The 22,123-nt window shown below is 40.3% G+C and carries 23 protein-coding genes and 1 tRNA gene; 5 read left to right on the top strand and 19 right to left on the bottom strand.

What is annotated here, in order from left to right:
• Positions 1-206: 206 nt before the first annotated feature.
• Positions 207-347: a hypothetical protein gene (locus DESME_RS15825; RefSeq protein ID WP_167998819.1), complete on the bottom strand. Its 141-nt coding sequence runs from the start codon at positions 345-347 to the stop codon at positions 207-209.
• Between the two features lie 412 nt (positions 348-759).
• Between DESME_RS15825 and DESME_RS01880 the strand changes: the two genes are divergently transcribed.
• Entirely contained in the window at positions 760-1,206 is a 447-nt protein-coding gene (locus DESME_RS01880) for a hypothetical protein (protein WP_006716437.1), read from the top strand.
• Positions 1,207-1,613: 407 nt separating this feature from the next.
• On the opposite strand, the gene DESME_RS01875 is transcribed toward DESME_RS01880, so the two are convergent.
• Positions 1,614-1,688: transfer RNA gene (locus tag DESME_RS01875), tRNA-Thr, on the bottom strand.
• Positions 1,689-1,786: 98 nt separating this feature from the next.
• Positions 1,787-2,554 carry an alpha/beta fold hydrolase gene (locus tag DESME_RS01870; protein WP_006716436.1) on the bottom strand — a complete coding sequence of 256 codons (768 nt, stop codon included), beginning with the start codon at positions 2,552-2,554 and terminating at the stop codon, positions 1,787-1,789.
• A gap of 317 nt (positions 2,555-2,871) precedes the next feature.
• Here DESME_RS01870 and DESME_RS01865 point away from each other — a divergent pair, with 317 nt between their 5' ends.
• Both DESME_RS01865 and DESME_RS01860 read left to right on the top strand, forming a co-directional pair.
• Entirely contained in the window at positions 2,872-3,564 is a 693-nt protein-coding gene (locus tag DESME_RS01865) for a response regulator transcription factor (RefSeq protein ID WP_006716435.1), read from the top strand.
• Between the two features lies 1 nt (position 3,565).
• Positions 3,566-4,948, top strand: a complete 1,383-nt coding sequence (locus tag DESME_RS01860; RefSeq protein WP_006716434.1) for a sensor histidine kinase — start codon at positions 3,566-3,568, stop codon at positions 4,946-4,948.
• 58 nt (positions 4,949-5,006) lie between these two features.
• Here the strand turns inward: DESME_RS01860 and DESME_RS01855 are convergent, their stop codons facing one another.
• The 13 genes from DESME_RS01855 to DESME_RS15530 all read right to left on the bottom strand — a co-directional run bounded on the left by DESME_RS01855 (position 5,007) and on the right by DESME_RS15530 (position 15,868).
• On the bottom strand, positions 5,007-6,143 hold the full coding sequence (locus tag DESME_RS01855) for an ABC transporter permease (RefSeq protein WP_006716433.1): 1,137 nt from the start codon (positions 6,141-6,143) through the stop codon (positions 5,007-5,009).
• A gap of 9 nt (positions 6,144-6,152) precedes the next feature.
• Entirely contained in the window at positions 6,153-7,316 is a 1,164-nt protein-coding gene (locus DESME_RS01850; protein WP_006716432.1) for an ABC transporter permease, read from the bottom strand.
• A 17-nt stretch (positions 7,317-7,333) separates the two neighbouring features.
• Complete coding sequence (locus DESME_RS01845) at positions 7,334-8,008, bottom strand: ABC transporter ATP-binding protein (protein ID WP_006716431.1); 675 nt, start codon at positions 8,006-8,008, stop codon at positions 7,334-7,336.
• A 2-nt stretch (positions 8,009-8,010) separates the two neighbouring features.
• The gene (locus tag DESME_RS01840; RefSeq protein ID WP_006716430.1) at positions 8,011-8,598 is read right to left on the bottom strand and encodes a DUF2318 domain-containing protein; all 588 of its coding nucleotides are present in this window, start codon (positions 8,596-8,598) and stop codon (positions 8,011-8,013) included.
• A gap of 145 nt (positions 8,599-8,743) precedes the next feature.
• Positions 8,744-9,640, bottom strand: a complete 897-nt coding sequence (locus DESME_RS01835; protein WP_006716429.1) for a DMT family transporter — start codon at positions 9,638-9,640, stop codon at positions 8,744-8,746.
• 168 nt (positions 9,641-9,808) lie between these two features.
• On the bottom strand, positions 9,809-11,053 hold the full coding sequence (locus tag DESME_RS01830) for a DUF438 domain-containing protein (protein ID WP_006716428.1): 1,245 nt from the start codon (positions 11,051-11,053) through the stop codon (positions 9,809-9,811).
• Between the two features lie 35 nt (positions 11,054-11,088).
• A complete protein-coding gene (locus DESME_RS01825) occupies positions 11,089-11,316 on the bottom strand; it encodes a DUF1858 domain-containing protein (protein ID WP_006716427.1) in 228 nt (75 codons plus the stop codon).
• A 168-nt stretch (positions 11,317-11,484) separates the two neighbouring features.
• On the bottom strand, positions 11,485-11,916 hold the full coding sequence (locus DESME_RS01820) for a C-GCAxxG-C-C family protein (RefSeq protein WP_242837411.1): 432 nt from the start codon (positions 11,914-11,916) through the stop codon (positions 11,485-11,487).
• A 288-nt stretch (positions 11,917-12,204) separates the two neighbouring features.
• On the bottom strand, positions 12,205-13,596 hold the full coding sequence (locus DESME_RS01815; RefSeq protein ID WP_006716425.1) for a 4Fe-4S binding protein: 1,392 nt from the start codon (positions 13,594-13,596) through the stop codon (positions 12,205-12,207).
• Positions 13,597-13,610: 14 nt separating this feature from the next.
• Positions 13,611-13,889: a hypothetical protein gene (locus DESME_RS01810; protein WP_006716424.1), complete on the bottom strand. Its 279-nt coding sequence runs from the start codon at positions 13,887-13,889 to the stop codon at positions 13,611-13,613.
• Positions 13,890-14,111: 222 nt separating this feature from the next.
• Positions 14,112-14,927, bottom strand: coding sequence for a hypothetical protein (locus DESME_RS01805; RefSeq protein ID WP_006716423.1), 816 nt, complete (start codon positions 14,925-14,927; stop codon positions 14,112-14,114).
• Between the two features lie 419 nt (positions 14,928-15,346).
• Entirely contained in the window at positions 15,347-15,646 is a 300-nt protein-coding gene (locus DESME_RS01800) for an SHOCT domain-containing protein (protein ID WP_006716422.1), read from the bottom strand.
• Between the two features lie 48 nt (positions 15,647-15,694).
• Complete coding sequence (locus DESME_RS15530; protein WP_006716421.1) at positions 15,695-15,868, bottom strand: SHOCT domain-containing protein; 174 nt, start codon at positions 15,866-15,868, stop codon at positions 15,695-15,697.
• Positions 15,869-16,132: 264 nt separating this feature from the next.
• Between DESME_RS15530 and DESME_RS01795 the strand changes: the two genes are divergently transcribed.
• Entirely contained in the window at positions 16,133-16,906 is a 774-nt protein-coding gene (locus DESME_RS01795; RefSeq protein ID WP_006716420.1) for a helix-turn-helix domain-containing protein, read from the top strand.
• A 328-nt stretch (positions 16,907-17,234) separates the two neighbouring features.
• Entirely contained in the window at positions 17,235-19,940 is a 2,706-nt protein-coding gene (locus DESME_RS01790) for an FAD-binding and (Fe-S)-binding domain-containing protein (protein WP_006716419.1), read from the top strand.
• A gap of 70 nt (positions 19,941-20,010) precedes the next feature.
• Here DESME_RS01790 and DESME_RS15525 read toward each other — a convergent pair whose 3' ends face one another.
• The 3 genes from DESME_RS15525 to DESME_RS01780 all read right to left on the bottom strand — a co-directional run bounded on the left by DESME_RS15525 (position 20,011) and on the right by DESME_RS01780 (position 22,121).
• Complete coding sequence (locus DESME_RS15525; RefSeq protein ID WP_006716418.1) at positions 20,011-20,157, bottom strand: LysM peptidoglycan-binding domain-containing protein; 147 nt, start codon at positions 20,155-20,157, stop codon at positions 20,011-20,013.
• An 83-nt stretch (positions 20,158-20,240) separates the two neighbouring features.
• Positions 20,241-20,699 (bottom strand): demethoxyubiquinone hydroxylase family protein, encoded by a 459-nt coding sequence (locus tag DESME_RS01785; RefSeq protein ID WP_006716417.1) that lies wholly within the window; start codon positions 20,697-20,699, stop codon positions 20,241-20,243.
• A gap of 126 nt (positions 20,700-20,825) precedes the next feature.
• The gene (locus DESME_RS01780) at positions 20,826-22,121 is read right to left on the bottom strand and encodes an aminotransferase class I/II-fold pyridoxal phosphate-dependent enzyme (protein WP_006716416.1); all 1,296 of its coding nucleotides are present in this window, start codon (positions 22,119-22,121) and stop codon (positions 20,826-20,828) included.
• Positions 22,122-22,123: the final 2 nt, after the last annotated feature.

Raw genomic sequence — 22,123 nt, 5'->3', positions numbered from 1 at the left:
GACCTCATTAAAACTCCAAAAGGATATGTTTCAATTAAGTTTACTTTTGTATAAAGCGTTTCTTCGTTTACATTTTCATAGTCCTCACGAAAATATTCTTCTAAGTGAGATTTTATCGTTTCGGTGAGACAGAAAACAGCAAAATTATATAATTCCTCAGTAAACCCATCGTTAGCAAGTCTAAACAGAACAATCCCTCCACTTACTTAACGTTTCGCTTTTTTGCCGTTTAGAGGATTCACACTTATCCTGGCAACAATACTTTCCGTCAAAATCACACAGCCCCCAGTTATCCCCATTCTTATCGGTAAAGCAACACAGTTCACAATGATATTCGCATCGAACAATGACCGGCATAAGCACCCTCCTTAATAAGCAGCATAACAGTCCGTGATCCACCAACTCTTACACTTAGGACATTGGAGAATGGAAAACCTGCCAAATTCTCACCGTACTGATCGACAAACGCATAGCATAATTAAAGGTACCAATACCCCCCCTTTAATTCAATCCAAGCTGCTCGAAATTAAGCGAGTTAGCTAAATGTATTACTATTTTTTCTCAAACAAAGAAGCAAAAGGAGCTTATATACCTTTTTTCAGAGGATTACCCCCCTATAACCAATCTTCAAGCTTCCCAATAATTTTCCCTTCATAGAGAGTTCCAAGTGCATGATCAGCTACAGCAATTTGACTGTTAGAAGGACTCCCTGCTTCGATACAATACTGTTACATTTGGGTATGAAAGGTGGAGGCATGAATGAGTAAATGGAAGCAATTTTTTTCATACTTTATATTTATAGTTTTGATCTTAATATTGTTATATTTAGGAATTAGATATGAAGTTACATTAAGGTTCCAAGCTAGTAAGATTTATAATCCCATGTATTATTATATATTCACATCTCTTTTTTCTATTTTGTTTGGTATAGCTTTAGCATTACCAAGGCTATTTTACGGACTAAAAAAAACTGGAAATTGGTCATTAGATTGGATCAAACTTTTGGCAATAGGTACTCCAACACTTTTATTAAATTTAAGTCTTATTTTGATAGCATATACACCAGTTGGGAAAATTAAATACTTTATGACTTATAATCCATTCATAGAAATGATGATGACGGATGAATCAATGATTTCTTTGTGTGGTACTATTTTCGGATATATATTAATTTCTTCATTTAATAAAACTGAAGAAATTAATTAATATTCCTCCCTATAATATCTTATGATTTTCTTTGATTTACTCTTGTTTTCATAGAAGTCCTAGCTTAACAAAATAGTTCTTCATGGATAGAATTTGCCAGATTAGTATAATTTGTGCCCATTCTATGTTATGCCAATATGCAAGATGAAGCCACTAAGGCCGTAGAAAACGCTCTAAAACACGCAGAACCATCCAAGGGGCCTGGTGCACCTACTCTAACTAGCGCAAAGTTATAGCTTTTCCAAAACGAGATTTGGCATGATTTACTAAAGGAATCCTCCCTTGAGGGTTTCTTTTTTTTGCCCTGTTTTGTGGTGTCTGGTTAATTTGGGCGACGATTCGTGTTTTTTAGCATTTACCTAGAAAAAGCAAAAACCCCGCAATCGCTTGCGGGGTTTACGTTCTACTGGAGCCGATGGTCGGAATCGAACCGACGACCTGCTCATTACGAGTGAGCTGCTCTACCTCTGAGCCACATCGGCATTTGAGACGAGCTTTATTTTACTGTATTTAGCTCTGAAAGTCAATAGTTCAATAAACCAAAAAGGAGGGCTCAATCGCTCAATAACTGCCTGAAATTTTATGCTAAACCCTTTAGAAATTGCCTGAGTGCTCTATTTACCTCTTCAGGACTTTCTTGCATACTCATATGCCCTGCTGAAGAGATAATTTCAAGTTTAGACTGGGGTAGCGCTTCGTGAAGTCCATTCGAATATTTCAGCGGAGTCATGCGGTCATTCTCGCCGCAAATAATACACGTGGGCAGCTTAAGCGTCTGAATCTCATTACTTCGATCAAAAGCATCACATGCTTGAAAATCTGCCAAGTAAACTTCTGCCTGGACCTTCTTCATATCCTCTAAAGCCTGTGTGAGGATCTCAGGAGTACTATTCTGGCTATAAAGATAAGGAATAATATCGAAGGGCAATTTTCCCTGTGCCAGTTGTTCAAGTGTTTTCTTATTGACACGAAGACGCGAGCCCGTGTCTACTAGAACTATTCCCTTGAGCCAACTAAGTTGAGGTTGAGCTAGAGCAGATTCTAAAACAATTCCGCCGCCCATGGAATGCCCAACAAGAATTACAAAATGCAAATCGAGTGTTTCTATGAAATCTGCAATAAAACGACTATACTCTTGTATATCACTTGCAGCTTTTCCTTCCGAATGACCATGTCCTGGTAAGTCCAAAGCGAATAGTCGATACCCCTCAATCGGGGAAAGTTGATTGGACCAAACCTCGCTTGAACCCCCAGCACCATGAATAAAAAGCACAACATTATCGTTTGAGTTTGGCAAGGAGCTTTCAATATAAAAGATCTTCTCCCCATGAACTTGACAGTATCCCATTTCCAATCCTCCTCTTTTTAAGAGTAGTTTAAATATTCCGAAAACTATACCTCAATGAATATTATATACGATGTTTACCTTTAATGAAATAAAAAAACCCTGTCATCACTGGCAGGGGAACACAAAGTTGTGTTCTTATAGTAAGGGGAAGTTTGAAAAAAAGATCTGTTATTATTGTAGACGATAATTATTAAGAAAATATTGAGGTAATGTGAAATATATATGAAAATTATTGTACAGTAGGTTACTAAAAAATAAAGTATAATACACCTAGAATTATTAAGTTAGATTATAATCGTTAAAAGGAGTATCAGGCTATGCGCATTCTCTTAGTCGATGATGAAAAAAATATTCTCAAAGTTCTTAAGGCGTATCTTCAGCAAGAAGGATATAGCGTAACAACAGCAACAAATGGACTTTTAGCATTGACTATTTTTAAAGAAAATAAATTTGATCTTGTTATCTTAGATTTAATGCTACCCGGCCTTTCTGGCCAAGAAATATGTAAAGAAATTCGCAAAATCGCGCCAACTCCAATTATCATGTTAACGGCTAGAGATGAGGAAGATCAAAAAATCCAAGGATTATCCCTTGGCGCAGATGATTATATCACAAAGCCCTTTAGCCCGAGAGAGGTCATCGCCCGTGTGCGTGCAGTATTACGTCGCACAGGCTCTGAAACTCTCCCCTTCGCTGACCTAATTTCCTATAATAATGGTTTGACGATCGATAATCTGAAACATGAAGTTCATCTTAATGAGCGGCTTATCTCACTTACAGCCACGGAATTCAAACTTTTAGGAGCACTTGCTCAATATCCAGAACGTGTGTATAGCCGTAACCAGCTTATTGAAATCGTCCAAGGACACGATTTTATGGGTGATGACCGAGTGATCGATGCCCATATCAAAAAGTTACGTCAAAAGATCGAAAAAGCCCCCGATAAGCCTAAAATCTTACTTACTGTCTATGGAGTAGGGTATAAATTCAATCCTAATTTGGAGGATTAGTATGCGCCGGAAACTATTTTTATCAACTTTTGCAATCATATTGGTCACCTTGATTCTTAGCCTGCTCTCCGTAAATTTTGTCTTTAAACACCAGTTCACCGATTATGTCGCCAAAACAACCGAAGACTCCCTAGCGCAATTACCCAATCGCTTAAGCTCTGTCTACACCCAACATGGGAATTGGGATACCTTGAGCCTCTATGAGATAAGTCACGATCTCCCCGTAGGGGCTGAAATTACTCTTAAAGACACTCAAGGAAAAATCATTACTGCCTTGACCAACCCAATGGACGAAATGATGAAAAAGAGCATGATGGGCATGGGGATGAGCTATTCAGTTAACAATTGGAAAACTCAAACTCTAACGATAAAGGGGCCTCAAGATAATATCCTAGCTACTGCTGACGTTCGTTATCCTTCAGACGCTCAGATTCTTGATCCTAAGGATTTATCCTTCGTAACTGCTGTCTTTCGCTCTTTGCTTTTAGCAGGAGCACTTGCATTAGTCCTTGGTCTTTTACTCAGTCTTTGGACAAGTAACCAGCTCGTTAAGCCACTACGAAATCTGACCCAAGCCGTGAAAAGGGTTGGAAAAGGTCACTTAGATGAGAAAGTCTTGATTTCGAGTCAAGATGAGGTGGGTGAACTAGCCCAAGCATTTAACTCCATGGCAAACGACCTCAAATCTCAGGAGATGCTACGTAAACAATTCACCGCCGATATTGCCCATGAATTACGAACACCCCTAACTTCATTACGCAGTTATATTGAAGCCTTTCAAGATGGAGTCCTCCCCCCTGATCAGGAAAACCTAGCCGCCTTAAGTGAAGAGATTGATCGGCTCGTCTCCTTATCCAGTGATCTTAAAGACTTAAACATTGCGGAGATTGGGAAACTTCAAGCTCAATCCCAGTCGGTTGATCTGACCTCCGTATTAGAAAAAGTCATTCGCAATCTTTCCCCTCTCATCCAGAAAAAAGGCATCGAACTCACTACCCAATTACCCTCAGAGCCTGTCACACTTATAGCAGATGAGAGGCTCCTTACCCGTTTATTTTATAATCTGATTCACAATGCCTATAAATACACTGGCGAAAAGGGGAAGATTAAAATTGAACTCTTCGTCCGCCCGAATTCAGCGGACATCAACGTCAGTGATACCGGCATTGGAATTTCTGAGAACGAGCTGCCCTTCATTTTCGAACGTTTTTATCGTGCTGAAAAATCGAGAGCAAGAGAGACGGGTGGCACAGGCATAGGGCTTGCCTTAGTCAAACAAATTCTACTTCTTCATAAAGGTACCATCGATGTTCAAAGTGGTGTTGGCAAGGGTACAACATTTAAGCTCACGCTTCCCTTAAAAACGGAAACCCAGACCCTTTAATGAACGCAAATAGCGGGCAAATAATGCCCGCTTTAATAATTTCACTTGAGAGGTGCTCTTACATAAAACGTAAGGCCTCTTGAGGATCAAGCTTGGTTACTCTCCAGGCTGGATAAATCATAGCAATCAGGCCATTGATCATGGCCCCAAAAATACAAAGGGCTCCCAGTAGCACATGCGCTTCTAACGGTATCGTTTTCTGAAAAAGAAGAGGTCCCAAGGCAAAAGGTAATAAAATACCTAAAAGATAACCGAGCAGGCTACCGACAAAACTTAGAATTAAAGCCTCCCGGCCTAGTAAGCTCAAAACATGGGACTGTCGAAACCCAATCGCCCGAAGTATCCCTAATTCCCGTACTCTGTCATTGACATTTCCTGCTAACGCAGAAACAATAACAAATACACCGATAACGACTAAGGCAATGGAGATAGACACTGAGAAGTCCGCAAAGCGGTCCACATTTTCTTGTGCGCTCTGAACAAGCTGCGAGACTGACGCTATATTAGCCTCAGGTAGATTCTCCGTAATTAAGGGAAGGATCTTTTGCAGTTCTGCAACATTTAACTCAATCATGGACCATTCGCTCTGGATTCCAGTCAAATCCCTAGCTAACTGAAAATCTGTGAATACTGCATTATCTTCAGATCCGCCAGTCTCTTGCATCACCCCGGAAACTTTTAATTTCAGATTTCCTATGTTTAAGGAATCACCAATTTTGAAGTTATTTTCGGTTGCAAGTGAGAACCCCACAACAACTTCTTGAGCCTTCGGAACTTGACCTTCGATTTTCCACCAAGGTTTCATCTGAAGCTCCTTAGCAAAGTCAACTCCTACAATAAGAAACGTTTTCTCATTTCCCTTAGCACTGCCAATAATTTTAGGAGCAAGAACATCACCAGGAGCAACAACTTGTTCTAACTTCTCGATCATCCCGGCTTCCAGATTTTTGACTTCATAATCCACTCCAGAAACGGCCAGTCCTCCATAGCTTAAGGACAAATGTTCCGACTTTGGCGTGATCATAATATTGGCTCCATATTGACTTAGACTTTGTTGTAAATCCTGCTTCATATTTGAAGAAACGATGTTTAACGTGGTTATCGTTCCAACAACCAATAGGAACGTTAAGATGAGAAAAATGGTTTTCCCAAAACGTCGTCGCAAGTTTTGTAAAGCAATCTGAGTGAGCGTCATATCTTCCTCCTAGAAATACCGAAGAGCCTCAATTGGATCAAGTTTTGCGGCCTTCCATGCCGGATATATACTCGCTAAAACACTAATCATTACTGCTCCAAAGGTTGCATATACTCCGAGAATAGGTTGCCAGGGAATGAGAATGGCCATTTCCGCTACCGTCGGGCCATAGGCTTCTGCTAAACCCATCCCAAGGAAATAACCCGCTAGTCCTCCGATTAAGCTGACTAAAGCAGCTTCAAGAAAAATGATTTGGAGAATATGGCGTTTTCTAAAACCAATGGCCCCTAATACTCCAATATCGCGAGTCCGTTCACGAACTGAAGAAATCATCGAGATGGCCACGACTAAAGCGCTCGTAATCAATAATATGAGGGATGAAGCTATCGAAAAAATGCTGAATTTATTGACGGTCTGATCCCTCGATTCTAGCGTCGCCCATAAAGCCGTCACCTGTGTTCCTGGAAGCTTTTCACTGAGCTGTTGCGTGATTTGATCAATTGGGCAGGTATAGCAAAGCGCTGCAGCTTCCACCATGCTTAAAGAATTCGGCTTATTCACCATTCCTTGTAATGTTTGAAGATTGATAAAAATCGCTTGATCGTCCTCGACTGAACCTGTCGGCTGGATAACTCCCTTAATTAAAAAAGGTTGTCCTTTGATGTCTACGTTCTCTCCGCAATTCAGCCCTAAAATCCGAGCTACCTCACTCCCCACGATGATTTCATTCTTCTCAGGCAACTCTCCAAAATTTAAGCCCTCAATTTTCCACCACTTCTTAAGCCTCAATTCTTGAGCGAAATCAACCCCAACAAGTAAAACCTTCTGATCTTGAATCTCCACATCCGCTAAAAGCTTAGGGGAAATAGTAGCCAAGCTTTCTTTGTTTTCAATTGTTTTCATTTTTTCAATAATGGTCATATCCAAGTCTTGCGGTTTCCTTGTAACCCCAACAGTAATCCCGCCGAAGGTCAACGCTTCTCCTGAATCTGGCAAGATTAATAGGTTCGACCCATATTGATCGAGTTTATCCGCAACATCCTTTTCCATCGCCTGAGTGGTTGTAAAGAGGAAAGTGCTGGACGCAATACCAATAACTATACTGAGCATCATCAAAAGAGCCCGTGACTTACGTCGTCGGAGGTTCTGAACGCTAATATGTACTAACCTCATTTTACCCTCCCTCGACTTTAAGAGGTCGCGCGGAGTTGCCCGTCCCGAATGGAAATGGAACGAGATACCCAAGCCAAATTTTCTACGTTATGAGTGACCATAATAATGGTTAAGCCCTCTTTATTTAGAGCTTGAAAAAGGTCCAGCATTTCTTGGGCTGTCTTACTATCCAGGCTACCTGTTGGCTCATCTGCGAAGATAATTGCCGGTTCATTCACAATCGCCCGTGCAATCGCAACTCGGTTTTGTTCCCCGCCGGATAACTGATTCGGTAAACGTGAGGATTTTTGACCTAACCCTACTTTTTTCAATACGTTCTGAGCCATTTCTCGTTGTTCCTTATCTGAACGTTTACTAATCGCCAAGGGTAACATCACATTTTCTAAGGCGGTTAAGTAAGGGATAAGTTGATATTGCTGAAATACAAATCCTATGTATTCATGTCTAAAGTCCGCTCTCCGTTCACTGTCGAGATCATAAATCGAAATTCCATCAATCAAGACCTGACCTGAAGTCGGAGGATTAAGCGCTCCAAGGATACTTAGAAGAGTGCTTTTTCCTGACCCAGAGGGACCTAAGAGCGCTAAAAACTGACCTTCCTCAATTTCCAGATCGATATTCTTTAAAACCTCAACCGGGCCCTCGCCACTTACATACGTTTTCGATACCTTCTCAATCGTAATTAAGTTCATGGCTAAACTCTCGGTTTCCAGGCATCGAGTTTGGCTTGATCAACTTCTATGTTATCGCCATTTTGCGTATATTGGAGAACTTCAGGCGGATAATCCTGACAGCCTCCACTTAGACCCTTAAAGCTTTCCAGATTCCAAGTTGTCCCGCAGACATTACAGACGAGTGTATTCCCACTTATGTGGAAACTTTCACCCTTACAGGGCTCACATACGCTCACCGCAACAACAATCTTGCCACTTGGCTCGGCGATAGCTGTTAAGGGAACTCTTTTCCCATTGGCTTTATACTCTGTCCAGATAAACTTTTTCTCTTTTAAATCAGTCCGTGTCGTCAATGTCACTTTTCCATTTTCAACTTTGTTTGCCACTTTGGTCTGTTGTAGTTTGTCATTTGCATTATAGTTTACCGATTGACCTATGCTAGCCGTTGCCTTAGAATCTACCTCTGAATTTTTATTACCGAAGAAATAGAAACCACCTACTGCTAAGACAACGACAGCAATCCCTGTGAATACGTAAATAGGGGTATTATTCTTTTTCCTGGGTTGTGTAAACTTGTCCCGCTTGCTTTGATTTTGCACTTTTCCCATAGCAGCCTCCCAAAATTTAATTCTGCTTATAAAAAAGCACACAATATATTTGTGTGCTTATCTACATCCTATTTTATCCATTAAATTGGAATATCTGATGAACAAAATATGAATTTCCTATGAAGTTAAATAATCATCATCCGGTTCACAAAAATAAAAGTGAAACTCCGATCAGAGAGATAAAGGCACCTAGAATTTCCTGAGGACGTATTTTTTCCTTAAAGCCAAAAACAGCAACAGGAATGAGCAAGATGGGGGTAATTGAAGTTAGGGTTGAAACAACTCCAGTCGGTGCAAGTTGAACTGCAAATAAAGAAAGAGAAACCCCGAGGAACGGACCAAACACGGAACCGATCGAGATCCACTTCATGGCCTGCCTATTCTTAAGCGCTAAATGTAAATTCCCCCAACCCTTCAAGAACGTAATCACGATGATAAAGCCAAAGATACCTGCAATAATGCGGATCTGCGTCGCGGCAAAGGGGTCAAAAGTGCCCATGCCAAACTTGCTCAGAACTAGGCCAGAGGCTTGTCCACAAGCCCCTAAAAAAGCGAAAATTAACCCCTTAATTGAATGAGATACCTTTACTTTTTTCTCACCTGGATCTTTCATCAGAATAACCAGAGCAATCCCGCCTAAAGTAACAACCATCCCAAGCCCAGCCATCAGCGTTATTTTTTCTCCTAGGAGGAAAAAGCCCAAAATAGCGGTAATCGGTGGAACGATGGACATAATCAACTGGGATATGCGAGAACCCACTTCAACAAACGCTTGAAATAGGAATAAATCGCCAAGGACAAAACCAATCAATCCGGAAAAGAGCAACCAAAACCAGGTTGAACTTGATGCATCAAAGGGTAAAATCATGCCCCTCGTGAAGAAATTATAGCCTGAAATAAATACAAAGGCGAAAACTAAGCGGATGAGATTAACGGATAAAGATCCTACCTTTTTTCCTGCCACTTCAAAAGACGTTGAAGAAACAGTCCAACAGAAAGCAGTCGTCAATGCCGCTATTTCCCCAAGGTGTGATGTAAACAAATTGAACTCCTCAATTCTCTCTTACTTATTTATTTCTTTTCATAAATAATTGCTTATTCTTTCGCCATTTTAATCTATATCGACGAGGGTTACAATATTAAAACAAAACAACTTAGGCCCGATATGACCTAAGTTGTTTGTTTGTATCTATCTCTTCAGAGATTGGATTCAGTCTGACATCAGTCTCTTCTCACCCGTTATCTCTTGGATAGGCTTAATATCTTGGGTCACTTCCATAACACCCAAAAATTCACCCTTCGCGTTCCTCACCGCAAAGTACCGGATATAGACAAACTTGTCGCCGAGTTTGAGCCAAAAATCTTCATTATCTTTTTTACCCGATTTTAAATCTTCAACGATCTTCTCCACAATGTGAACACTTGCGGGGGGATGGCAGTTCTCGACTTTCCTCCCGAGGATCGTCTTAGCGCGTGCGAAGATCCGCTCTTTTCCTTGAGTAAAATATTTTACAGTGTCATTCTTATCCACAAAGGTTATGTCAATTGGCAAGGTATTTAACAAGGCATTGATTTCTTCCGTTGAAAGTTGACCCGCATCAAACTCAACCTGCCCACTTTTCATAAACCCTTCTCCCTTATTCTTCTCCTTTTCGGCTTTCTGTTTTTCCAATTTCACCTGAACGGGTTTCCATATTCCTTGGGGTTTTATCAAACAGTAACCGATCTCATCACTGGCTTCGGCGATCTCCACCCATTCTTCCTCGGAGAAAGATTCAAGGATCATCGGAAATAGGATATTCTCCTCCTTAAATATCATTTCTGGAACTCGCTCAGCCACTGCCCTACCCTTTTCTGCAACTAATTCTAGACTGCTTACATCGTTCTCTAAAAATTTTCGTATTTCCTTGATGGCATCCCGTATTTCATCATCAACTCCCCACATGACTTTGGGAGGAGCCGTAATTCCATGTTTCTCCATCAGCGGGAACAGTAAATTCTCTTTACGACTATAATGCTTATCGATTTCCCCTAAAGATGAAAAAGCTTCTTTCATCAGTCTATTCATATTTTCCGAGTTATTTGAGGAACTCTGATCTTCTAGTACCGGCAATATTACGTCTTTAATAAGCTTTTCAAGCTCACGGTTCTCAAGTTTGAACGTATGGATGGGGTGCCCTGGAGTATCTTCTGCTTTTTGAGGGCTATGAATTTCTTCGATCGACCCTTTAAACACTGCAGCATGCACGTCACAGAGGTTCTGAATTTCTTCCACGGGCATTCCTTCCAAGATTAAGGCTTGTTCCATCTCTGTGATTTCAAGCGCTGAAATCCCTTCAATGAGTTTTTCGAAGCGAGCTTTAACTTCTTCCACGCTTTTTCCCTGATGGAGTTCCATAATCAGTTCCTTTAAGATCTTTTGCCGATACTCATGATTATTAATCAATTCACTCATGATATTCCCTCCCTCTATAATTTATAGGTTCTCGCCTATTCCTTAACTTGATACCCTTTACTTTCAAAACCTTCTTTAAGTTTATCCAAACTTATCTTTTTCATAGCCGCACCCTTGGGAAGAGTCATAAAACGCCCTGCTGTGTTTAACATTCCAGGATTCGTAATTCCTTCAAAACCTAATTCCCGCATAATATCTATGACCTTAGAATCCTCGGTACAAATCTCGTAAACTGTTTTAGATAAATCAATGATCTTACTCATAGTAATCATCCCTTCTAACTAATGTCATCATACAAAAAGTATTGAAGGAGAACTGTGATTTAGCGCATAGTTTTTATGTAAATAAAAATAAGCCCTTCCTTCGTTGCAACAACAAAGGAAGGGCCATCAGTTAAGCTATTTTTATAGTTTATTATACGCATGTACCCTTTACTTTCGAGCAAGTTCTAATACTCTCGCTGGATTATTATCTACCACCATTCTGTCCTTGCTAATCTTCTCTAGAAATTCCGAGCTTTTTTCAACACAGCCAACACAGGGTAGCTTTCTTAGTCCTCTGATCGTCTTACATTCAAGGGCTCCAGCCTGTTCACGAAAATACTTCTCAAACTCAAGTGCATTTTGCTTATCTTGCCTTTCTGCAATACGTTTTCCCGCGTAATATGCACCGCATACTCCTCCAGGTGCTCTTCCGGTACCACAGCTTTCCATTGAATCAATCATTTCATTTTCTAAATCAAATGTTTCTTTAAAAGCATCTGAAACAGACTGAGCACAGTTCTTTCGTGTACAGCCTTTACCGATATAATTATTTCTAGCCTTTTCAACTGACATATTTTCAAATCCTTTCTTAGTAAACATATTAAATAGCATCTATACCCCTATGGGGTATACCGAAATTATATGCTTACCGTTCAAATTTGTCAATTACCATTTAAAGGTATAAAATCAGGAGCTCGGTGAGTACAAGAACAAGGTTTTGCTCTTAATACAAAAAAGTGAAAACCCTGATTTTAGGGTTTCCACTTTGAGGCTTTTACACTCTTTTTGTGTAGAATTCAAGTGAAATTCTACACCCGCGATTAACCGTGTGAAAGTAGAACCGGTGACTAAACAGCCACCGGTTCAAACTCATTCTTTTTTCTGTAATTACATTCGCATTGCCATTGGCAGTGTAAAGAAATAAATGTTAAGAGCTCCAAAAATCAAAGTCAGAACAGCATAAGGCAGAAAGCTTCCCCTTGTCTTGCCTTCAACTTCGAAGTTATCCTTAGCAATTCTATGCGCAGTATAGAGCGAACCAAACGTACCCAGAGCAATAAGAGCAAATTGTAAAATTTGAATTGTTGATTCACTGACAAGAGCAGTAGATTGATCATGCACATTCATGCCAAACAAGCCCATGAAAGTGAAGATAACTGACTTTCCTTCTGCCAATAAGTGAAAGAGATTGTGTGCAATGTGCCCCGCTAAATCTAAGGGAATTAGAGCATAACCAAAGCGAGCGAAATTTTCAACAATACTTCTCTTATTAGCTAATTTTGCGGCATAACTACTGCCAAATAAAGCGAATACCGGGATAGCCATCGCAATCAGAAACGTAATCGTAAACGTAACGAAGTAATTCGTCGTACCTACAAAATTCTCCAGCTTTGTCAGGATGTTTCCCCATACTTCCAGCATAGTAATGTTTTGGACAAAAACGATCCCCATAATGACAATGGCTAAGAAGGATTCTTCGAACTTAGGTCTTCTAATAAACCATAATCCTTTCGTAGGAATACGAGGAGATAATTGAATAGAATCGTTAGGGCAGGCCTTGATACAGTTGGCGCAGAGGTTACAACGAGCCATACTATCCATTGACCGAGGAAATTCAAACATCGGGCAACCCGCGACTTTTTCAGTCCCCTTATAGCAAGATTGAGTGGTACATTTAGCACACTTTTCAGGCGTAGAATGGAGCTCAAGACAGCCGGAACGAGAATAGTTACCGGATAGCCCGCCTAAAAAGCAAACATAGCGGCACCAGGTCCGCCGTTCAAAAAAGGCCCCACTTGCAATAACCCCTGTAGTCAACAGCAAGAGTAGAAATCCTGACCCTCGAGGATTTTCAACGACACCAAAGGTATGATCTGACCATGTAATTAAAATAAAGGTGATATCAATAATCCAGATACCATATTTCTTGAGGAATTTAGGCACCGTGCGATTATTCCCGACAAACCTTTGTACCCAATCACTTATGGTTCCGAAGGGACAAATAGCGCACCAGAAACGCCCTAAAAATAAGAAAGCAATCGGGATTATTGGCCACCACAGAACCCAAGTTCCGGCTGTACCAAAGTTATCATGAGCAGCGCTCGGTCCCGCTATAAGTTCAAAAACGATTAGGGAAAAAACGAAAAGAACAGGGACCTGAATAATCCCGGGATACCAACGGCTTTTCATAATCGATTTTAGAATTTTGTTATTCAGAAGATTCTTCTTATGAGGTTCCGGACTTTGCGGACGTTGATCCGGCATTTTAGCTAAAGACATTTACTTTCCTCCCTTTAATCTAGCATCTCAAGCTTAGATCGTTTAATAAATTTCAGTACACCTGCAGTTCCAATCACGAGAAGATTGATGGCTGAGAAGCCTCCGACGACTGGCCAATTAACACCCGTGGCTCCTTCAGTGCCGCTGTGCCCCTCTCCACTTGGACTATTACTCTCCATACCTGGCATATTAGAGGCCATTCCTTCCATAGCTAGAGAGATACTCGCTAAACTCAGAACTAAGCTTAGACTCAGCACACTAACCATGAAGCCTTTCTTTAATGTCTTGTTCATACTTGCCTCCCCAATTTATGTTTTTCTCTTTTTAGAGCTTACTTTGATAATCTTAAGTGATTAATTAGATCTTCCTATGAAAATGTTATGAATTTCTAATGAAGTTGGAAACAATCCTAATACTTTAAAACTAATCTCTGAAAAACAAGAACGAGATCAGAAGTATTATTCTTCCGATCTCGTTTTCTGCTAGCTATCTTAATTTTGAAAAGCCCCAACCCATCATTTCGTTGTACTTCCATTATTTATTGTTTTAATCATCGGGCCATGCCAGTTCTCAAACCATACTTGACCTGCGTAACCGTTAATATCCAACTCTGCAAAGTCTTTGCCATCTTTTAAAATCATGAATTCGTAATAGCCAGGTGCCACTTCAGGTTGTTCAATAGAATATCCAGTCCCCATTTGCTGATTCACGTAATCTTGAGCTGTCTTGCTGGCCTGTTCAGCTGTAACCGTGGGTTTACCGGGATTACCACTGTTTCTCCCGTTCATATGCCCATATTGGGTATTCCACATCGCATTGGGACCCATCTCCGAGGAGATGTAACCCCCATTTTTATAAATCAAGAACTCAAAAGCTTTATTGCTTGTTTTAGACTCATTAAGCTCAACTTCATAGGAATCATTAAATTCATGAATTTCGTCGATGCTTAAATCTTGATTAAGCACTTGAACATACGCTTTGGCGAGAGACAATGCTTGATCATCAGTGGTCACCTGTCCATCGGTTAGGTTTATCCCCAGACTTGCTGCATTATATGGCCCTCCCATCATGCTATAACTTTCACCATTATTGACTCCACCGCAACCCCCACCGTTACCGCCATAACCTGCTGCTCCATTCGAGCTAGCGTAATTACCCATCATACCGTAGCCGTAGCCCATTTTGGAAATACCAACTTGATTCTGAGTTCTAATAAATTGTGGAGTTTGCCCCATCATACCCGATGCCCCAGAACCCAATGCATATGCAGTACCTGAGACAGCTAATACACCAACCAGTGAGAGTCCGAGAACCCATTTTATTCTTTTCATAAGTTTATACTCCTTTCTTAATAAGACTATTTACATTTAATGACTAGCGTTTTTCGAGAATGGCTTTACACTCCTAAAATTTTCTGTTCATCAATTTCTCCACATGCATATCTGCCGAAGGACTTCAATTGAATCATTATAATAATGGAGTCTAACCATAGCTCGTACAGACTTGTAATATAACTACAATTTCAGTATAAAAGGCAGTGTTGAAAAACCAATGAATAAGTTGTGAACTTTATATGAATGTCCCCCATGGGCATAGGTGTATTGGAAGGCCTAATACAAATAAGGCTGTAGTTATACCTCAACTAAGCTATAAAATATGATGAAATGGAGATGAATTTCTTATGAAGATTTAAAAAAAGTGAGGTGTTTGATCAACACCTCACTTCATGTATTCCAATGGAACTATTCAATTAACGCAATAACTCTTCTTTCCGTCGAGCATATTCTTCGGAATCAATATCGCCCTTTGCATAGCGTTCGCGCAGAATACTGAGTGCATTGTCATTTTCGCTATTAGAATGACCTACAGAATGATGAAAACCATTTTTCCGAACTAAACGCCAAACGATGACAATTACTGCTATCCAGAAAACGGCTTGAAGAGCCATTCCAATTAAACCCATCCACCAGAAGTTTCCTGTCCCATAGTTACCATAATATCCTGGGCCATATCCACCCATCATGTTGCCCCAGTGACCCCAACCCATCATTTCAATTTCCTCCTTTTTGTTTACGATGTGCCATTTCTCGCTGTCCCATTACTGTTCGAGAATGTTCTTACGTGCTTTAAATTCCATCTCATCAATTTCTCCACGAGCATAACGTTGACGCAGAATTTCTAGTGAATTATTAAGGCCTCCAGATGTATGTTGATCTTGTTGACGAAATAAATACACAGCGCCAATAATTAAGATAAGCAAAACGATAAACATTATTCTTAAATCCCCCTTTAGAGTACTTCTCTACTTCAAATAATCAACTTACACTCAGTATAAAGTCTAACCTTGAAAAACATATGAACAAATCATGAACTTTTTGTGAAGTGTCCCCCAGGGGTATAGGGGTTTAATATAATGCATGCGTTTTACACTCAAAACTAAATCAATAATTCTAGACCATTGTTCATAATTAATATCCTCAAATTAAAACTTATGCTATAGTAAAACTTAAAGAGAGATTTAGGAGGAAGAGCCAGAATGGGAATTGGTACGACAATACGAGATTTTCGTAAGCAAAGAGGATTAACCTTAAATGAACTTTCCAATCAATTGGGAATTTCTAGTTCATTTCTGAGCGCAGTGGAGCGTGAAACAAAAAAGCCTTCAGTCGCTATGGTTCGACGCTTATCCAATGTTTTAAATATATCTCCAACTTATTTATTCGGAATAGGAACGGAAAAGGTTTATGGAGAAAAAATTCAATTTATTCGCAGAGGACGAAGTTTAAGCATCGAAGAGTTAAGTGAACTTTCCGGAATCCCCGTGGAAAAGATTGAAGCTTATGAAAATAGTACAGAAGAACCCGATTTAGAAACATTGGATCGATTAGCAGAAGCACTCAGTGTTACCGTTCGTTATTTTTTAGAAAAGTCTGCAGACACATTTTCAGTCGGGACCCGGGTTCGACATGAACGGGAAAAGCAAGGACTGACTGGAGTTCTATTGGCTGATAAAGCAGGAATTTCTCCAGCGATGGTCAGTCAAGTCGAAAATGATCAGGCGGAACCTTCCTTAGATACACTTGAAAATATAGCTCAAGCACTCGGCGTTTCCGTATGTTACTTCTTATTGGAACAAGAAGATGTCGAAAACCTTATGTCTTCATTAAATTCTGAAGTCTTGAGTTTATTGGGGGATCCTCGCATACAGGCTGTTTTACGAGCCGTTCGAGATCTCGAAGCTGGAGATCTGAAATTCATATTAAACTATATTCAATTCTTCAGAAGGAATAGAAGTCTACTTGATAAATAACGGTTTGTCTCAGACTAAAAGCGAGTCCATTGGACTCGTCTTTTTTTTTAAATCTTATGCAGGAACATTCATCATTTTGTCGAATAATTTGGTATTAAATTACAGTTCACTTTTTTTGAACCTATGGTTCAGAAAGTGCCCTAATTCAAACATCAGCAATCCTTGAAATGCAAATTTTTTTAAACCAAGTTTAAGTATTTGTACATATTTAATAAACCAGGGGGTCGTGAATGTGTTCATTAGGGTTAGGGGACCTACAAGCTATTTCTAAAACGGCAACTTCTAATTGAGCGTCTAAATTCAAAGTTAAAGAAAGAAGGAGAAACTAATGAAAAATAATCTAACGACTCAACAAATGGAAAAGCTTAAAATGATTTTTGGTGATCGTGTCCGCTTTAACAAAGTCGAACGAATTGTCTATTCCCATGATCAAGGGATTATGCCTGATCAAATCCGCTCCATGATTCAGTGCATACCAGATGGAGTCGTTCAACCTATATCGGCTGAGGAGGTATCCTTGTTGGCTAAAGCAGCCCATGAGGAGAAAATCCCTCTTGTTCCTCGAGGCGCAGGAAGTGCAGGTTTCGGTGGGAGTGTACCGGCTAAAGGGGGTATTGTCGTTGATTTTGTCCGCATGAACAAAATCAATGATATCAACATAGGTCATCAAACGGCTACAGTCGAACCTGGTGTCATTTGGAGTAATCTCGAGAAAAAATTAAGTGAACAAGGGCTAACACTTCGGGCATACCCATCCAGTTCGAATAGCTCAACCGTTGCAGGTTGGGTAGCCCAGGGGGGAAGCGGATATGGAAGTTACGAATACGGAAACTGCCTCCAAAATATTGAATCCGTTCTCATGGTCTTCCCCGATGGTCATTTAGAGAAGGTTGAAGGGAGTAATCTCCAGCAAGTATATAGCCTTTGCGGAATTACAGGGATGATCGTTGAAGTAACTGTCAAAGTACACCCAAAAGATGAAGAGAGTGTCATCCTGGCTGCCTTCCCCGATTTACCAAGTGCCTCAGATTTTTTAAATGCTTTAAATAATGAAAATGTACTCCTTTGGAATGTAAGCTTAACAACTCCATCCTACACCGCATTAAAACAGAAAGCGCTTGAGCATTATGTCTTACCTGAAGATGAGTATTTAATAACTATGGTTTTTCCCAAACCCCGTCGTTCAATTGTAGAAAATAAAATTAACAAATTAGTAACCCGTTATAATGGGAAAATCATGCGGGATAAGTTAGCCAGCGAAGAATGGGCAGATAAGTTCTATCCCATGCGTTTTAAAAAACTGGGACCGACTTTAGTCGCCAGTGAAGTCGTCATTCCCATTAAAGAAGTTGCTCAATTTGTCAGAGAAATCGAAAGAAAATTTAAAGGTGAGTTTGCTCTTGAGGGAACTATGGTTGGTCATGACCAAATCTCTATTTTGGGATTTATGCTGGCTGATGAAAGAAAATTAGGCTTCCCAATGGCCTATGCTTGTTCCTTAGATGTAATTGATGCTGGGGAAAAACACGGGGGTAAAGTTTTTTCAATAGGAATGTACTTTACGGATCGTGCGAAAACCTTTTTTGGAGAAGACCGCCTTAAAACCATCTGGAATTATAAGCAATTTGTTGACCCAGACGGTTTAATGAATCCAGGAAAAATCATTCCCCCTTCGATAGACAAACAATCTCCAACCAAAATGTTGTCTGCTACGATGAAATTTGCCAATGCTGGATGTGAGTTAATCGGTTTGGCTGGCCGCCTTTTAAGTAAATGGCAAACCAATAACTTTAGCTCTCCGCTCGATGAACAACTTACAGATGACACATTCTCCTGCGCCATGTGTGGCTATTGTCGTAATGTCTGCACAGTTTTTGATGCTGTTCCATGGGAGAGTAACTCACCTCGTGGAAAATACTATATTCTGAATCAATATATCAAAGGTAAGCTCCCGTTAGACGATGAAGTCGGCAAGGCTCTATATCCCTGTACAACCTGTAAAAAATGTGATGCCGTTTGTCAAATTCGAGCTCATAATGCTCATCATTGGATGAATCTCCGCTATGAATTTGATAAGCATAAGCTTCATAATACAGGTTTAGAAATCATCCGCAATAACGTACTGACAACAGGTAACTTCTGGGGAGTACCCGCAGAAGAACGACTTAAATGGTTAGATGTGCCGGCTCAAACTCATGGGAAAATCGCCTATTGGTCTGGGTGCTGGGCGGGAACAATTATGGACAACATGGCTCAAAATGCGACCCGTATTCTCCATCAGCTCAATATCCCGTTTGTTCACTTTGGAGAGAAAGAAAGATGTTGTGGCCTTTATCTATCTCTTGGGGGATATAAAAAAGATTTCCAGACGTTAGTTAAACGTAATCTGGAAATGTTCAATGAAGCTGGAGTCGAGACAATTATTTTTTCATGCCCAGGGTGCTATGCAACCTTCAATGAAAATTATCCGCAAATGGCTCTGGAATTGGGAATCGAATGTAATATTCGCTTTAAACACATTGTAGTATACCTCAGCGAATTGATTGCCGAAGGTAAAATCAAATTCACAGAACCCTTTAATCATTCCGTTACTTATCACGATTCTTGCCATGTTGGACGGTGGTTTGGTCACTATGATGAGCCCCGAAATGTCCTTCGCTCAATTCCCGGAGTGGAACTTAGAGAAATGGAACATATCAAAGAACAGGGGCTTTGCTGCGGATTAGTTTCAGCCTTTGATTCTTTGCCATCCGTTGCTCATAGTGGTATGAAACGCGTGGAAGAAGCGGTTACAACAGGTGCCGAATATCTAGTCACAAACTGTGCAGGATGTGGTTCTCAGTTTAACTCAACCTGCCACGCAATGGGAACTCAAGTACAACAGATGGATTTAACTGAATTAGTTGCTCGTGCCTTAGAGATTCCTACAAAAGATCCCTCCGAGAAAGTAGGTGCATATATGGCACAGTGTGTTGAGCTTCTTAAAGATAGTGTCCTCGCTCCCATTGTTGTTCCGGCTGAGACAAGTAAGTAGCCCCAATCGAGAAACTTGGTTGAATTAAAGCCCTCGGCAGTTCATAGTGCCGAGGGCTTCCTTCATTCTCTTACCTGACTCTAATTCTTTCGCCAGGATATATAAGATTAGGCCGATGACGAATATGCGGATTTAAATGAAGCAAATGGTGAATATGGGTATGATGATGTTTAGCAATTTTATGAAGCGATTCGCCTCGACGTACTATATGATGCATTTTGGTTTATCCTCCCTTTGATACCAGCATACTCCATTATATGAGAGGACAAAATTTCCTTGTGCACGTACAAAAAAAGCATATTACTCACCTTGGGCTCCAATAATCTTTGCAAATAGTGCTGCATGAAGATCTTCGTCAACATAGTTATATTTAAGAAGCTTGCAGAGCTCACTTTCTGGACCATCGCCATCTTTTTCGACGCGGTTGATAAGTTCGCTATAGTCACTCATTGCCTTTTCCTCTAGCTTAATATTGATCCTTAGGGCCATATCCAATCCGGTCATTGAGAGAATGGTTCCTAAAGAAGTCCCAATGATGGGTGAGATGACTTCTCCTAATAATGTGGGAGTACCCCCTAGTTCCTGAATTTTAGAGCTAATTGAATCAGCATGACCCTGTTCTATTTCTGCCACTCGTTCTAAAACTATGCCTCCGTATTGATCCTTGAATTTTTTATTCTGAGCAAGATACAAGTCAACTTGATTAAGTTCTAGACTATAGAACCAATTTAAAGAGTTTATAAGTTCTTCTTTATCCATACGTCATCTCCTAACGTTAGCTTTTTTTTTATTACTTTGCACTAATATCTAAAAAAATAATCCCCGGCGAACCGAGGATTTTCGTTATCTGCAAGATATTATATTGTAAAGTAAAAAGCTTTAAGTTTATTGAGCTTCTAAATCCTTCGCTCCTTGATATATAAGCTCAAAGAGTTCTTCAATCTGATCTTCTTCAACACAGGAAAAAGCAATCCGGATATCCGTTTGGCCTAAGGCAATAACCCCAACTCCATATTTTTCAAGAAGATGTTGACGCAGAGGTTCAGCACTCACACGCTTTAATTTTAAACACATGAAATAACCCGAATTGAAAGGATATACCTCCCATACTTCATGATACCGCTCATTTTTAAGGACCGCTTTTACCTTTAAGGCTCGCTTCTTGATAATATCAATTTTTTCGTGCTTCTGTGTCCAAAATTCAGGAGACTCTAATCCCTCCTGGACAAAGGTTTGTGACGGATGAGCAACATTCGAAATTGTCCCCCGAAGAATTCCCATCGTCTTACTTTCTAATGCGCTCAAAACTTCTGGATATTCCGAAGCAAACGTAATAAAACCAACACGGAATCCCCAAACGAATTCTTCTTTCGTCGCTCCATCCACTTTCACCGGTAGAACCCGGGGATGTAGGTTAGCGAAACGGCCAAATAAAGATTCTGTGATTGAATCCTCAAAAAACAAACCAAAATAGGCATCATCTGAAATAACGACGAGATTAATTCCTTCTTCAGCAACCTCTCGAATCGCTTCAACAATAGCATTAGCCTCTTTTTCAGTGGGCGTATAACCCGTCGGATTATTCGGGAAGTTTAGGAGCAATATCGCCTTGCCATGCTCTTTTTGGGCAAGTAAGGCTTCTTTCATACCCGAAATATTAAGTGCTCCATTCTCTGCATAAAAAGGATAAGTTACCTGACGAGCTCCCCGACGTGTCCCAAAAATCATATTATAGTTACCCCAATTTTTATCGGGTAAAACAAGCGGGTCTCCTGGGTTCACAAACAAATCAGCCACTATACTCAGTCCGTGGGTCAAGGCATTCGTCACCAACGGGAGACTCGCCCTTTTTCCCTGTAAAGAAGGATTCTCCTTCTGCATTTTATCCTGCCAAAGTTGTCTAAGTTCTTTTTTCCCTGCAGGTGGAGCATATGTATAAAGCTCTGAAGGCTCAAATGCAGACAGATTTTTTTGAATAACAGGTAAGTACATGGGGCGACCTTCTTCAGTTGCAATCCCAATCGTAGCATTGAACCGAAAGGCTTTTTGACTTGCTTCCGCTGATTGAGTCAAAATTCCTTTTGGATAATAAAGTTCCTTACCTAAATCAGACAAGAGTTCATAAATATATGGATTAATCTCACGAATTTGTTCATTTAACTTCTGAGCTATTTCATGCATCC

The sequence above is a fragment of the Desulfitobacterium metallireducens DSM 15288 genome (assembly GCF_000231405.2).
Lineage (GTDB): Bacteria > Bacillota > Desulfitobacteriia > Desulfitobacteriales > Desulfitobacteriaceae > Desulfitobacterium_A > Desulfitobacterium_A metallireducens.
Note: the sequence above shows the minus strand (reverse complement) of the source record. Positions and strands in the feature narration are given on the sequence as shown.

Excerpts from the sequence above, each read along its gene's own strand:
- DESME_RS01865 (WP_006716435.1), top strand. The coding sequence starts at position 2,872 with ATGCGCATTCTCTTAGTCGATGATGAAAAAAATATTCTCAAAGTTCTT.
- DESME_RS01825 (WP_006716427.1), bottom strand. The coding sequence starts at position 11,316 with ATGAGTAAGATCATTGATTTATCTAAAACAGTTTACGAGATTTGTACC.
- DESME_RS01820 (WP_242837411.1), bottom strand. The coding sequence starts at position 11,916 with ATGTTTACTAAGAAAGGATTTGAAAATATGTCAGTTGAAAAGGCTAGA.
- DESME_RS01850 (WP_006716432.1), bottom strand. The coding sequence starts at position 7,316 with ATGAGGTTAGTACATATTAGCGTTCAGAACCTCCGACGACGTAAGTCA.
- DESME_RS01815 (WP_006716425.1), bottom strand. The coding sequence starts at position 13,596 with ATGTCTTTAGCTAAAATGCCGGATCAACGTCCGCAAAGTCCGGAACCT.
- DESME_RS01830 (WP_006716428.1), bottom strand. The coding sequence starts at position 11,053 with ATGAGTGAATTGATTAATAATCATGAGTATCGGCAAAAGATCTTAAAG.
- DESME_RS01840 (WP_006716430.1), bottom strand. The coding sequence starts at position 8,598 with ATGGGAAAAGTGCAAAATCAAAGCAAGCGGGACAAGTTTACACAACCC.
- DESME_RS01845 (WP_006716431.1), bottom strand. The coding sequence starts at position 8,008 with ATGAACTTAATTACGATTGAGAAGGTATCGAAAACGTATGTAAGTGGC.
- DESME_RS01860 (WP_006716434.1), top strand. The coding sequence starts at position 3,566 with ATGCGCCGGAAACTATTTTTATCAACTTTTGCAATCATATTGGTCACC.
- DESME_RS15530 (WP_006716421.1), bottom strand. The coding sequence starts at position 15,868 with ATGTTTATCGTTTTGCTTATCTTAATTATTGGCGCTGTGTATTTATTT.
- DESME_RS01795 (WP_006716420.1), top strand. The coding sequence starts at position 16,133 with ATGGGAATTGGTACGACAATACGAGATTTTCGTAAGCAAAGAGGATTA.
- DESME_RS01785 (WP_006716417.1), bottom strand. The coding sequence starts at position 20,699 with ATGGATAAAGAAGAACTTATAAACTCTTTAAATTGGTTCTATAGTCTA.
- DESME_RS01870 (WP_006716436.1), bottom strand. The coding sequence starts at position 2,554 with ATGGGATACTGTCAAGTTCATGGGGAGAAGATCTTTTATATTGAAAGC.
- DESME_RS01855 (WP_006716433.1), bottom strand. The coding sequence starts at position 6,143 with ATGACGCTCACTCAGATTGCTTTACAAAACTTGCGACGACGTTTTGGG.
- DESME_RS01800 (WP_006716422.1), bottom strand. The coding sequence starts at position 15,646 with ATGATGGGTTGGGGTCACTGGGGCAACATGATGGGTGGATATGGCCCA.
- DESME_RS01805 (WP_006716423.1), bottom strand. The coding sequence starts at position 14,927 with ATGAAAAGAATAAAATGGGTTCTCGGACTCTCACTGGTTGGTGTATTA.
- DESME_RS01780 (WP_006716416.1), bottom strand. The coding sequence starts at position 22,121 with ATGCATGAAATAGCTCAGAAGTTAAATGAACAAATTCGTGAGATTAAT.
- DESME_RS15525 (WP_006716418.1), bottom strand. The coding sequence starts at position 20,157 with ATGCATCATATAGTACGTCGAGGCGAATCGCTTCATAAAATTGCTAAA.
- DESME_RS01810 (WP_006716424.1), bottom strand. The coding sequence starts at position 13,889 with ATGAACAAGACATTAAAGAAAGGCTTCATGGTTAGTGTGCTGAGTCTA.
- DESME_RS01880 (WP_006716437.1), top strand. The coding sequence starts at position 760 with ATGAGTAAATGGAAGCAATTTTTTTCATACTTTATATTTATAGTTTTG.
- DESME_RS01790 (WP_006716419.1), top strand. The coding sequence starts at position 17,235 with ATGAAAAATAATCTAACGACTCAACAAATGGAAAAGCTTAAAATGATT.